This window comes from Pseudomonas sp. S37 (genome assembly GCF_016658545.1).
In the GTDB taxonomy this organism is placed as follows: domain Bacteria; phylum Pseudomonadota; class Gammaproteobacteria; order Pseudomonadales; family Pseudomonadaceae; genus Aquipseudomonas.
The window spans coordinates 87,666-99,822 of sequence record NZ_JACVZC010000004.1 but is presented as its reverse complement, the minus strand read 5'-3'; the positions used below and the strand labels follow the sequence as shown (position 1 = coordinate 99,822).

Below are 12,157 nucleotides of genomic sequence, written 5' to 3'. Positions count from 1 at the left end.
GTTAGATGGAGGTTAAAATATTGAACAATAACTCCTCCTTGCAAGCCTCCACTCCGTTTCGTCCGGTGGAGATTGGAGCGCCGGTTGTGAATATTGAGCAGCGAGATGGTTGTTTTTATCTTTCCTCGCTAGAAAAGCTCAAGGAGGCGCCGCCTAGAATTCTAGATCGTCTGGTGTACTGGGCCGAAGCCAGGCCGAACACAACCTTTGTGGCTCGCCGTGGATCGGATGGTGAGTGGCACCGCATAAGTTATAAAGAGATGCTTCAAAGGGTTCGGACTGTGGCGGCCCATCTAGTGAAGTACGAGCTAAGTCCCTCTAGACCAATTCTGATATTGTCTGGGAACGATCTGGAACACCTCCAGATGACTCTGGCAGCATATTATCTCGGTGTCCCAGTATGTCCGGCATCTCCTGCCTACTCAACTGTCGCAACAGATTTTGCAAAACTAAAATATATTGTCGACTTACTTGAGCCTGGTTTGGTCATGGCGAGTGATGGCCAAGCATATGAAAGGGCGATTTGTGCTGTCATTCCTGATGCGACTCCGGTAGTTATTGCCACTGGAGGTGTCACTAATAGGATTACAATTCCCTTCAGTGATTTTGCTACTGAGGTGGATTTGTCATTCGCGGATCTCGCGTTTTCCTGTACTGACTCTGGCACTATCGCCAAGTTTTTATTTACGAGTGGCTCTACAAAGTTGCCCAAGGCGGTTATCACTACTCAAGGCATGCTCACCAGTAATCAACAAATGCTCCTTCAAACTTTTCCTGAGTTTGGCATAGATCCACCTGTCTTGGTTGATTGGCTGCCCTGGAACCATACTTTCGGCGGAAGCCATAATGTGGGCATCGTTTTGTACAATGGGGGAACACTGTATTTAGACGATGGGCGCCCAACCCCCCAACACTTCGGTGAAACTCTACGGAACTTGCGTGAAATCGCCCCCACCGCTTACCTGACTGTTCCAAAGGGCTGGGAGGAACTGGTGGTCGCTTTGGAAGCAGACGCTGCTCTTCGCTCGACGTTCTTCTCGAAAATCAAAATGTTGTTCTTTGCAGGTGCTGGACTCAGTCAAGCTGTATGGAACCGTCTCGACCGTATCGCAGAAAAGCACTGTAACGAGCGAATTAGGATCATGGCCGGCCTAGGTATGACTGAGACGGCCCCTTCCTGCACATTTACAACCGGCCCTGTGGCTATTGCTGGCTATGTGGGGCTGCCTGCGCCTGGATGTGAGGTCAAACTGGCGCCGGTCGATGGGAAATTAGAGGCCCGCTTCCGAGGGCCACATGTCATGCCTGGCTATTGGAAGCAGGATGACTTGAATCGAAACGCCTTTGATGACGAAGGGTACTACCGTTCGGGCGATGCATTGTGCTTCGCAGACCAGGAGCATCCGGAGTGGGGGTTAATGTTCGATGGCCGGATAGCCGAGGACTTCAAACTGAGCACGGGTGTATTCGTAAGCGTGGGGCCACTGCGTGCAAGAGTTATTCTTGAGGGTGCGCCTTACATCCAAGATGTGGTAGTGACAGCGCCCAATCGGCAGCAGATCGGACTCATGGTTTTCCCCCATTATGAGCAATGCCGCTCATTGGCATCGATGCCTGATGACCCTATCGAAAAGGTCTTGTCTTCTGCGCCTGTCAGGGCGTGGCTTTTGCAGCTACTTGAAAGCATCAATCGAACATCCACTGGCACTGCGTCCTTTGTTGCTTGGGCTTATCTAGTACCAGAGCCGCCGAGCTTGAACGCTGGGGAAATCACTGATAAAGGCTCACTGAACCAGCAAAACGTGCTCAGTCGGCGAGCTGAGCTGGTGGAAAAGCTTTACAATGATCCCCTTTCTCTCTGTGTAGTTGCTCCGCAGCCTCGGTGAAATGAGCTCTACGCGGTAGGTAAGTTGCGCTAGGCATACCATTCGGCACGCCTGGTATGTCTAGCGCATTTCCAGAACGTTTAAGTCCACACATAGTAGGCCTGCGAAAAGCATTTGACGTCTGCAAAGTATAATTTAGTTGGTGCGAGATTAGGCTAGTTTGGACTCTTAATGTATTTCCAATGACTCAGGTCGCTCTTTCTCTGAAGCAGCGGTTTCTCAGGTGTCGCGATAAATTTTCCTCAGGGCTTTCATTAGCCCATCTTTTTCTTCGGTAGTAAGAGATCTTGTTGATTCTAAGTCACTTTCTATTGCAACTTGCTTTAGCTTTTCAAGCAGCTGTTCGCCAGACCTGCTCAGAAAAATTCCATACGAGCGCTTGTCAGGCTTGCATCTAACCCTGACGGCAATTGCCCGCAGCTCTAGTTTATTTAGCAAGAGAACTAACTGCGGGGGCTCAATAGCTAGGGATTTAGCAAGATCTGCCTGCATCAGGCCAGGATTTTGATCAATGATGGACATGGCGGTAAATTGGGCCGGTCGGAGGTCATGCTCTGCCAAAGCAGACACCAGATGCTGGTAGACTTTGTTCTGAGCTCTGCGAAGCGCATATCCCACGAGGTCATCCAATGATGTGTCTAGTGGCTCATCGCTATCATTTGTCAGTTCCACCTGTTCTCGTTTAGACATCCGACTTCCCTCAAAATGGCTAACTGCATTATGCATTTTGGGTGGCGATTCATCAATCCATCGATGGCATGATGTTTGATTGGGCGTCGTCGTTAAAAACTGAGGATGTTTGAGTCTGCTCTTGATGTGAGTAAGTAAAACAACTCCTACCTCCTTAGATGCTCCGCTAGTTTCCTTTAAGCGAAATTAATAGGTGGCCTGGTGCAGTCACGAGCGATGATTCTTGACCGAATCAGAGACCATCCGCTCGCCCAGTGCTCTCAAGGTCGTGTTTTTCGCGGTTCAGAGTAGCGGGCAGGGCGCTGAGCTGACGGCGTTCGCTTCTGGGCCTGTTGCAAAAGGTGAGCACCCGATTATGGCAAGGGGATTGCGGCTACGTCGATCTCATGCCTACCAAAAGCAACTCGAACATCTGCTTAACCTGGGAGGCATGATCCTCAAAATTTGGTTCTTCTTGACTTGCCAGTCTCAGAAATTGCAGATGCCCGTAGTCGTTCACCAGAAACGCTACGTAGTCAACGTCAAGGTCTTCCCTCAACATCCCACGCTGTTTGAATTCACTGAGTACCCAAGCGATTTCCTTAACGAGTAGAGCATTGACCTTCCGATATGCGGCTGGCAGCCCAGACCCTGACTGCCCAATAATTTGAGGTAAAAGCTCCCGCCATAGAGCCGCTGGAAGCATGCCGAACGCATGCTCAACGACCTGACGTTCCAATTGGAGCAGGGCCTGCGCAGGGTCGTCGATCTGGGCGATGCACTGTCGGGTCGCGATGACTGCACGAGCATCAGCCTCGCGCAGTGTTTCGAGCAAGATTTCCTGCTTGCTCTTGAAATAAGCGAATACGGTGGGGGCGGATACCCCCGCAGCCTTCGCTATCTGCTCAATAGTGGTGCCTTGATAGCCCTGCCGGGCAAACAGGGCCACCGCTGCCTCGCTAATGGCCTCTCGCCTAGCGGCTTTCTGCTGTTCCCGCAAACCAATCATCGAATGCCTTCGCTCCCCTTGAATGGTCACAGCATACAGGGTTCTGGATCTGCAAAAATTCTTTATTGACTAAAATATTTTATGTGTTAAAAATTCTTCACGCCGGCGGAGACCGGCCTGCACATCAGTCCAACCACTAAACGCTTGCTGCACCGTTCTTGCTGCCCTGTAGACAACAAAAACTACTGATACAGGAATTTCTTATGCGTACCTTTCTAGGCACCTTTGTGCTTGGCGGTCTTCTTACGCCATTTGCATGGGGGGAAAATGACTTCACTCTTGGTGAGGTTCATGGCAAAAGCACCTTGTCTGCAGGGGCTGCGAGCCTCACCACTCACGGAATTAATTTTGGCGCCGGTCGCACTGATCAGCGCAGTGGTTTGTCTGCGAGTGATAAGGCGAACTGGCAGGAGTTGTACCTGAAACCAGGCGTCGCCCTGCGACTTGCCGTTGACGATGAACGTGTGATTGAAACCGCTGTGTCGGTCGTAGCGAGCCAAACTTGGGGCGACGGCGACGCGGGGGGCTACACCCGTGGCGGCGATGGCCAAGTGGCAATTGAGCAAGCATACATTGGAGCAGGCCAAGGTAACTGGAGCTTGCGACTAGGCAATCAGGATTACCGGGTAGGCAGCGGGTTCATCGTTATGGACGGCAACTTCGACGTCCTTGGCCAAGGGAGCTACTGGTTAGGCCCGCGTTCAGCCTTCCATGACGGGGCATTGTTGAGCTACCAGCACGACTCTATCGGTGCCCAAGCTTTCAGCTTAGCCGTCTCCGACCGCTATCAAGGCGACTATCGACTGAATGGTTTGAATGTGGATTTCCGTCTAGTCGATAGCGCCACTCTCGGTGCGCTGGCAATGGCCGTGGAATCTACCGGGCACGGCGAGCGGTTCGAAGCGCCCCGTGACGGTATGCAAGTGTACAACCTGCGTCTATTGGACGCGCAATTTCTAGGATTTAACGACCTTACCTTCAATGCCGAACACGCCCTACAGCGGGGGCACGGTAGAGGGGTGAGCTATAGCGCTGAAGCTTGGTATGCACAAGCCGATTACCGCTTCAGTGATTTGCCTCTTCAGCCTCAGCTGGGCTATCGACACGCTCGTTTCTCGGGTGACCCCGACCCGTCAGATCAACGACAGAAAGGGTGGGATCCCTTGGCCAAGGGATTCATTGACTGGAGCACCTGGCTAGTTGGTGACGTCGTGGGTAACTACCTGCTGTTCAATTCCAACGAGCGGGTCGATCAATACCGCGCCCGCATTCAACTGAACCCCGCCGTGGCGCTAGGCGCCATCCACTATCAATTTTCCCTTGATCAAGCCAATTACCAGGGTGTCGCGGTTACCAGTCGACGGTTCGCCGATGAAAACACGATCTATCTGGACTGGTCTCCCACCGAACGCATTTTCGCCTCGGCATCATTCAACTGGGTCAAGCCCAAAGCCGCAGCGCGTCAGGTGTTCGGCGATAGCACTTTCCGTGCACTCGAAATGTACTTGACCTACCGCTACTGACTATTGAGAGACTGACAATGACCTTGCCCGCCGATTATCTGATTCATAACGCCCGCGTCTATACGGTCGATGCTCACAAACCATGGGCCCAAGCCTTGGCGGTACGTGCCGAGCGTATCGTGCACGTAGGTGACAACGCTTCAGTGCAGGCCTTTGTCGGCCCTGATACGAAATTCATCGATGCCGACGGTAAGCTGGTTTTGCCAGGCTTCGTTGAATCCCATTGGCACTTCAGCACTACCGCGTTTGCGTTCCAGGCTTTCATCAATCATGAAGACCCTGAGCAAATGCTAGAACTGCTGAAGCGCTACGTCGACGAGCACCCAGAAGAGAAAGCCATCACCGGCATGGGCTGGATCCAGGCTTTGGTGCCTCCACATCTGCTACGCCGCGAAACCTTGGATGCGATTTGCCCCGATAAACCAGTGTGTCTTATGGCGACCGATTACCACACTATGTGGGTCAATACTAAAGCCTTAGAAATTGCTGGCATCGACCGTGACACGCCCCCGGTGGAAGATGGCGCTAGTTGGTTCGAGAAAGACCCCGTCAATGGTGAACCGACTGGCGTGGTGGTGGACGGTGCCGCGTACTTTTTGCTCATGAAGCGCATAAGCGACGCCGGCTACCTGCCTACCGGCATTGACCTGTATCTGCGTTCCATCGCCGTGTGGCAGGAGAAGTTAGTAGCTGCCGGTATCACCACAGTATTTGACGCGGGCTTTCTCGATCCCAGCGGCGATCAGGATCTGCTCTATGAAACTCTTCAGCAGCTAGAGCGCGAAGACCGCCTGAAATTACGGGTGGTGGGGAGCTATATCTCTCTAGGCGAAGAAGAAGATCCAGTGGCCATTCTGCGAGATATGCGTGAGCGCTACCACTCCCCATTGGTGCGTGCACAGGCGCTGAAAATGATGCTCGATGGCACCGAAATGAATCACACCGCTTTCCTGCTGGAGCCATACTGCGACAAGCCCGACAGCTGTGGCAGCACTGTCATGCCGGTGGAAATTTTCGAGCGCAATGTGCGTGAAGCAGACCGCCATGGCATTGATGTCATGATCCATGCTGTAGGGGATGCTGCGGTGCGCTTGGCGCTGGATGTAATCGAACGCACCAATTCCGTGAACCCTCCCCGTGACCGGCGTCATGTGATCACTCACGCCTTCCTCACTCATCCAGACGACATTCCCCGCTTCCGTCAAGTTGGAGCTCTGGCGAATACTCAGTTGCAGTGGGGCGTGGTAGACGCCTACTCCGAAGCCATCCGCCGCTCCTACGGCGATGCCCGGTGGCGCTCGATGTACAAATTCCGAAGTTTCGTTGACCAAGGCGTTACCGTTTCCATCGGTATGGACGGTCTTGCTTGCCAGTGTCGGTGCCAGCACCGTCCAGTTGAACACATTGAATCGGGTCACACCCGCCAGCTCGCCGGAGAGCCCGATGCGCCAGTTATGCCGGATATCCACGAGAAGCTGAGTATTCCTCAGTTGATCGCAGCCTATACCCTGCACGGTGCTTATCAGCTCCGTCTAGAGCATGAGATCGGCTCGCTAACTGAAGGCAAACGCGCAGATGTAATCATCCTTGAGCGTGACCTGTTTGAGTTGAATAAACACGACATCGGCAAGACCGAAGTAGCACTGACCATGATGAATGGCCGCGTAGTTCACAACGCCCTTTGACCTTCGCGGCCACTAGGCCGCCTTGCCTGGAACCAGCCCATGACATCTCGCCACGGTCTCGTCACACGCACCATGTTCATCTACATCGCCATCGCCTCGACCATGATCGTCGGTGTTGGCCCCGTGTTCTTGGGCATGCTCGCCCGCAAATTCGCCCTGCCGCTGGAGCAGCAGGGCTGGGTGCTGTCAGTGGAGATGGCGGGGGTAATTGGCGGCACGTTGTTCAGCTCCCCTATCGAGCGTCGTGTGGGCACTCGCTTGCTGACTCTCGGTGGCGCCTTGGTGGGTCTTGCTGCCAACCTCAGCTGCGCGCAAGCGGGAGATTTTGTCGGCCTTCTAGTGTGTCGGCTTGTGGCTGGCATCGGCGGAGGACTGCTGTACAGTAGTGCTCTAACCGCGCTGGGACGTCTCCCTGAACAAGCGCGTTCTTATGGGGCAATGCTGTTCTTGCAGACTCTACTCTTTGCTTCATTTGCATCTGTTTTGCCAGTGATCGCTGAGCTATACGGGGTGAATATGGCCATCAATGCTCTGGCGGCCTGGTTCGGCCTCATTGTCCTGATATGCCATTGGTTGCCCGATGTGCGCGTGCTGCAAACCAACGACAGTTGTGAGGTCACAGTGCAATCGCAGGGCAGCGGTAAGGTAGGGCTATGCGCTCTGCTGGGCATGTTGTGCCTGCAGCTGGGCATTTACTCGGTTTGGGGCTTTCTCGAAAACCTGGCGGTGGAAGGTGGTGTCGCGCTGATCGACGTTGGCTGGGCCCTTGGACTTGGCCTTTTAGGTGGACTACCTGGCTCGGCCTTACCCAGCTTGTTTGGCAAGCGCTTGGCGGGAAATCTTATGATTGGCCTTGGCTCGCTCGCGGTACTTTGCTCATTAGGTATGCTATCGCGAGGCGTGCACCAGGCGATGGAGCTTGCCGTGGTTGTATTCGTGATGAACTTCGGCTGGACTTTAGCGCTGACATATTACATGGCGACCGTTGCCACCAATGATTCGAATAATCGTCTAGCTCCTGCCATCGGATTCATTCAAGTAGCGGCTGCTGCGCTTGCACCCGCAGGAGTTGCAGCATTACTGCCTTATGCTGGGGAGCAGGTCATCTATGTCCTCGCAGCCCTTGCGATCATCGCGGGCGGGTTCGCTCAGTGCCTATTGCTACGAGCGCAGCGGAAGGTAATCCGGGCATGAGAAGGGCAGATACGAGTGCACGAGCCGGTACTGGCCCGGCTGCGGAGCTTGAATCTCGAACGAATGCTGACGTGAGCGGGTCAATGAAATCAGCTGAGTTTGACGCGTAGTTGCTCAGCTTCAAGGGCATTGGGCCGAAGACATTGGAAATCTTAAAGCGTGAAGCTGTTCAGGGAGAAAATTGATGCGCGTAGTCGGATGGCTTCTTACCGCGTTTGGATGTGCCGTCTTTGTCGTGATCATGGGGTTGATCACCATGGCGATGATGGGAGAACTCTCTCATCCAGTTCAACAACTCCTGGTGAGCCTTTTCATTTTTGGGGTGTCTGGCCTATTAATTTTGACTGGTGCGCGTCTGCGTACCCGCAGCAAGCCTCTGTTGCCCATCATACTCACCACTTGATGATCTGAACCGAAGGGGGGGGGCAGTCGACAGTCAACTGTTGGGGGCCAATGTCATCAAGTCTGAATCACTTCGGCGTTGGAAGCCTCAAGGTAGTGATCAAGAAGGCTCGTAGCATGTCTACAGCCTTTGAGCCTTGTGATGCTTTGCTTCGGTAGACGACTACCTCGACCGAATCGAGCGGCGCGAGATTATGGTCTGTTCCGAGGATCTGAAGCGAATCGGGCACGGTGCATCTCGCCAATGCAGCCACTGCAATCCCACTCTCCACCTCCGCCAGCTGACCCGTCAGGCTGGAGCTGTTGTAGACCACCTTGTAATTTCTTCCCTGCATCGCGAGGGAGTTGACTGCGATTTGTCGTGCCAGATTACCAGGCTCATAGACAGCGACTGGGAGAGGGTCACGGTTCCACAACTCGAATTGCTGAGAACCAACCCATACCATCATTTCCCTGAACAACACCGCGCCCCGCTTGGGTTGGTCACGAGATACCAGTGCCAGGTCAAGCTCGTCCGATGTCACTCTGGGAATGATTGAAGCTGATTGCTCACAGTCCAGTTCAATGTCGATGCCAGGATAGCGGGGAGCGAATCGCTTGAGGACAGGCGTCAGGTACGCAGCTGCGTAGTCTTCCGCCACGCCCAGTCGAATCCTTCCTCTCAATAGCTCGCCATGAAATGCGGCTTGGGTTTCGGCATGTAGCGCGAGCATACGTCGGGCGTAACCCAGGAGTGTTTGTCCCTTGAGCGTCAGCTCCAGAATTCGTGGCCCCCTGATGAGCAGCTGGCAATTCAGGGCGCCTTCCAGTTTTTTAATTTGCATGCTGACAGCCGACTGAGACCGGTGTACCTCTACCGCCGCGTTGGACAGTGATCCAGAGTCCACGACCGCCACGAAGCACTTAAGCCAATCAATCTGCAAATCCTGAATGTTCATTTCTTGTATTCGATAAGCGGATAGTAGTCTGTTGGATTATGCGCTTTTCTTAATGCTTGGGCATCGTCAGTATCAGGCCACTAGCCACCCTGAGCTTCGCGGAGCTGCCATGCAATTTGAAACCTGGATCCTCTATCTCCTCACGTGTATGGGAATTGCGGTTGTGCCGGGCCCGAATGCTCTATTGGTGCTTACCCATGGTGCTATCCACGGCACACGTTGCACCTTGTCCACCATTTCCGGAAGGGTACTCGGATTTATGGTTGTGATCTCGCTCTGCGCTGTAGGGCTGGGCGTGCTGATTCAGACGTCGATCTCGCTTTTCACGGGGTTGAAAATTGTCGGCGCTCTGTATTTGATCTGGCTTGGAATTACGCTCTGGCGTTCTCCTCCTATAAGCCTGGAAACCACGGAATTGAAGGTCAGCAGCAACTGGGTGCTGTTTCGCCAAGGTCTGATATCGGCAATTTCCAACCCTAAAGCGCTACTGCTCTACACGGCCTTTATCCCACCGTTCTTGAATCCAGCCAATAACGTCTACGTGCAGTCGGCGGTGATCTCACTGACCTATGCGGTGGTCGAGTTCATCGTGGAGTTCTTGGTAGCGAGCGCAGCACAAAGTGTGCGGCCTTGGTTCGCTCGTGTCGGCCAGCGCTTCAATCGTTTCTGCGGGGGGCTGTTCGTGGCCTTCGGCATCGCTCTACCTATACATTCGTGACTGTGAGAGCTCAGTGAAGGGAACGCGTGACTGGCGTCGACCGTCGAAACTTTATCCCTCATTGATCAATTCAGGCAGCTACGCAGATGACCTTTATCGTATGGTTCGCCATGCTAGCGAAGAGGGAGCTGGATCTGAAACGCCGTGCCCCTATCGGGCGATGAACACACGTTGACTGTCCCACCGTGAGCATTCGTGATTTCGCGGACGATGAAAAGTCCAAGGCCCACAGACCTCACGTGGTCTGTTCGGTCACTCGCGCGGGTCATCGGCTCGAATAGGTCGGGAATGAGGGATTGGGGGATGACTTGCCCATGATTGTGAACCGAGACCCATAGGGCGCCGCTCCTCAGCTCCGTCGTGATGGTTATTGGATGTCGGAGATCACCGTAGGCCACACTGTTAGCGACCAAGTTGCCGATCATCTGTTGAGTCCTATCGGGATCGACCTCTGCCCAGCCTGCACCTTTTGACAGATGTCGAATTTGGGCGTGGGCAAACGCCACTCGCAGTTCGCCGACGCTTTGATCGACGAGCCGGCACACATCAATGAGCTGACGCTTGATCTGTAACCCTTGACCGATCCGTACCGAGGCCAGATCAAGGAGATCGGCGATCATCCTGTGAGCGCGCTCAGAAGACGAGACGATGCTGCTCAACAACTTCTGCTCCCTATCACACCGCTCTACACGACCCAGCAGCTCCGAGGCCATTTTGATGGCCGTTAGCGGATTTTTAAGATCATGACTGGCAATGGCGATCATTTGCTCTGCAAAGGAGGCTCTTCGCTCTGAATGCTCGTAAGCCAGAGCGAGCGCAGCCTGGGCATTCCTCAAGTCGCGCTCAGCCGTCGCTTTCTCTGACAGCAATTCTTCCGCACGTTTGCGTGCTGCAAGCAGTTCACGTTCATACCGATCACGCTCAACGGTGCCGAAGAAGGCTAGTTCGTTGCGAACGCCCTCTGCATGTTCACGTCTTGCACCATTGAGCAGCATGGTGATGACGTGGCCCTTGGTGTGCAGTAGATCGAGCTTCACTTCTGCGACTGAACCCTGGAGCTTCATCAACGGGGCCCAGTGGGTCTGATGAAAAATCCGGCCACCCATGGTCAACAGCTCTTGGAAGCGCCGGCCACGCAGATCGAATGGACTAGAACCGATCCACGTGGCAAAGGTGCGATTAGCACTGAGAATGGTGCCGTCCTCGGTAGTCACAACAAGCCCACAGGGAGCTTGATCCAATAGCGCTGCTGCGTCGGTAGGGCCCCACGCATCCTCGCTCATGGTGTAGAGAACCGCGAGTCAAGAAAAGCGTCCATAGCCTCTATGCATGCATGTGGGGCGCTCATGTGCGGACAGTGTCCAATGTTGGGCACTAGGCACAGCTCGCTGTTCGGTAAGACGCTGTTCAGATACTCGCCTACTGCGATTGGGGCGATCAGATCTTCGGTGGATTGCAGGATCAAGGTTGGGGTTTGCAGGCCGACTACGTCCTTTCGATTGTCCGAAAGGAAAGTCACGCGGGCAAACTGCTTAGCGATTTCCGGATCTGTTCGACAGAAGCTGTTGGTCAGCTCATCGCTCAATTCCGGTTGACCTGGCGCTCCCATGATTACCGGCGCCATGTTACTCGACCAGCCGAGATAATTACTGTCCAAGGTGTCGAGCAAGGAATGGATATCGTCTTCCACGAACCCACCGGTATATCCGTCTGAATCGATGTAACAGGGTGACGGCCCTACCATGACGTGTGCAGCTACGCGGCCAGGGCGGGCACCATCGGCCAACGCGGCGATCATGGCGCTGACTGAATGCCCCACCAAAATGACTTGGCCTTCGGCAAATTCATCGATGATTTCATTCAAGTCTTTCGCGTAACCGTCCAGGGTGCTGTATTTCTCGGCGCAGTAGGCGCTCAGATCAGACCCACCTGCACCCACGTGATCGAGAAGAACAACGCGAAAGCGTTGTGAATAATGCGGAAGAATGTAATTCCACATGGATTGATCACAGCCAAAGCCGTGCAAAAAGATCAGCGTCGCGCAGCCGCACCCGCGTACCTTTACGTTATTCCTTCGCTGAAGATGCACTGCGCGGGCCTTTTTAAGCTCGTAGCCAGGCAGGCTAGAGTGAT

The 12,157-nt window shown here is 54.0% G+C and carries 11 protein-coding genes; 6 read left to right on the top strand and 5 right to left on the bottom strand.

Annotation, left to right across the window (positions count from 1 at the left end):
- Nucleotides 1-5: 5 nt before the first annotated feature.
- Nucleotides 6-1,886: a feruloyl-CoA synthase gene (locus IAE39_RS02950; protein ID WP_201199237.1), complete on the top strand. Its 1,881-nt coding sequence runs from the start codon at nt 6-8 to the stop codon at nt 1,884-1,886.
- Nucleotides 1,887-2,105: 219 nt separating this feature from the next.
- Here the strand turns inward: IAE39_RS02950 and IAE39_RS02945 are convergent, their stop codons facing one another.
- Nucleotides 2,106-2,576, bottom strand: coding sequence for a MarR family winged helix-turn-helix transcriptional regulator (locus IAE39_RS02945; RefSeq protein ID WP_201199235.1), 471 nt, complete (start codon nt 2,574-2,576; stop codon nt 2,106-2,108).
- Nucleotides 2,577-2,949: 373 nt separating this feature from the next.
- The gene (locus IAE39_RS02940; RefSeq protein WP_201199226.1) at nt 2,950-3,564 is read right to left on the bottom strand and encodes a TetR/AcrR family transcriptional regulator; all 615 of its coding nucleotides are present in this window, start codon (nt 3,562-3,564) and stop codon (nt 2,950-2,952) included.
- 203 nt (nt 3,565-3,767) lie between these two features.
- Here IAE39_RS02940 and IAE39_RS02935 point away from each other — a divergent pair, with 203 nt between their 5' ends.
- The 4 genes from IAE39_RS02935 to IAE39_RS02920 all read left to right on the top strand — a co-directional run bounded on the left by IAE39_RS02935 (nt 3,768) and on the right by IAE39_RS02920 (nt 8,369).
- Nucleotides 3,768-5,087, top strand: coding sequence for an alginate export family protein (locus IAE39_RS02935; RefSeq protein ID WP_201199224.1), 1,320 nt, complete (start codon nt 3,768-3,770; stop codon nt 5,085-5,087).
- A gap of 17 nt (nt 5,088-5,104) precedes the next feature.
- Nucleotides 5,105-6,772 (top strand): amidohydrolase, encoded by a 1,668-nt coding sequence (locus IAE39_RS02930; protein ID WP_201199222.1) that lies wholly within the window; start codon nt 5,105-5,107, stop codon nt 6,770-6,772.
- A 72-nt stretch (nt 6,773-6,844) separates the two neighbouring features.
- The gene (locus IAE39_RS02925) at nt 6,845-7,966 is read left to right on the top strand and encodes an MFS transporter (protein WP_201199220.1); all 1,122 of its coding nucleotides are present in this window, start codon (nt 6,845-6,847) and stop codon (nt 7,964-7,966) included.
- Between the two features lie 184 nt (nt 7,967-8,150).
- Nucleotides 8,151-8,369: a hypothetical protein gene (locus tag IAE39_RS02920; RefSeq protein ID WP_201199218.1), complete on the top strand. Its 219-nt coding sequence runs from the start codon at nt 8,151-8,153 to the stop codon at nt 8,367-8,369.
- Between the two features lie 67 nt (nt 8,370-8,436).
- On the opposite strand, the gene IAE39_RS02915 is transcribed toward IAE39_RS02920, so the two are convergent.
- Entirely contained in the window at nt 8,437-9,306 is an 870-nt protein-coding gene (locus tag IAE39_RS02915; RefSeq protein WP_201199216.1) for a LysR family transcriptional regulator, read from the bottom strand.
- A gap of 109 nt (nt 9,307-9,415) precedes the next feature.
- On the opposite strand from IAE39_RS02915, the gene IAE39_RS02910 reads away from it, so the two are divergent.
- Complete coding sequence (locus IAE39_RS02910) at nt 9,416-10,024, top strand: LysE family translocator (protein ID WP_201199214.1); 609 nt, start codon at nt 9,416-9,418, stop codon at nt 10,022-10,024.
- 113 nt (nt 10,025-10,137) lie between these two features.
- On the opposite strand, the gene IAE39_RS02905 is transcribed toward IAE39_RS02910, so the two are convergent.
- Complete coding sequence (locus tag IAE39_RS02905) at nt 10,138-11,307, bottom strand: PAS domain-containing sensor histidine kinase (RefSeq protein WP_201199212.1); 1,170 nt, start codon at nt 11,305-11,307, stop codon at nt 10,138-10,140.
- The gene (locus tag IAE39_RS02900; RefSeq protein WP_201199351.1) at nt 11,304-12,113 is read right to left on the bottom strand and encodes an alpha/beta fold hydrolase; all 810 of its coding nucleotides are present in this window, start codon (nt 12,111-12,113) and stop codon (nt 11,304-11,306) included. Before IAE39_RS02900 ends, IAE39_RS02905 begins: the two co-directional genes overlap by 4 nt.
- Between the last annotated feature and the right edge of the window lie 44 nt (nt 12,114-12,157).

Coding starts and splice junctions, on each gene's coding strand:
- IAE39_RS02930 (WP_201199222.1), top strand. CDS start 5,105: ATGACCTTGCCCGCCGATTATCTGATTCATAACGCCCGCGTCTATACG.
- IAE39_RS02945 (WP_201199235.1), bottom strand. CDS start 2,576: ATGTCTAAACGAGAACAGGTGGAACTGACAAATGATAGCGATGAGCCA.
- IAE39_RS02915 (WP_201199216.1), bottom strand. CDS start 9,306: ATGAACATTCAGGATTTGCAGATTGATTGGCTTAAGTGCTTCGTGGCG.
- IAE39_RS02905 (WP_201199212.1), bottom strand. CDS start 11,307: ATGAGCGAGGATGCGTGGGGCCCTACCGACGCAGCAGCGCTATTGGAT.
- IAE39_RS02935 (WP_201199224.1), top strand. CDS start 3,768: ATGCGTACCTTTCTAGGCACCTTTGTGCTTGGCGGTCTTCTTACGCCA.
- IAE39_RS02940 (WP_201199226.1), bottom strand. CDS start 3,564: ATGATTGGTTTGCGGGAACAGCAGAAAGCCGCTAGGCGAGAGGCCATT.
- IAE39_RS02950 (WP_201199237.1), top strand. CDS start 6: ATGGAGGTTAAAATATTGAACAATAACTCCTCCTTGCAAGCCTCCACT.
- IAE39_RS02925 (WP_201199220.1), top strand. CDS start 6,845: ATGTTCATCTACATCGCCATCGCCTCGACCATGATCGTCGGTGTTGGC.
- IAE39_RS02920 (WP_201199218.1), top strand. CDS start 8,151: ATGCGCGTAGTCGGATGGCTTCTTACCGCGTTTGGATGTGCCGTCTTT.
- IAE39_RS02910 (WP_201199214.1), top strand. CDS start 9,416: ATGCAATTTGAAACCTGGATCCTCTATCTCCTCACGTGTATGGGAATT.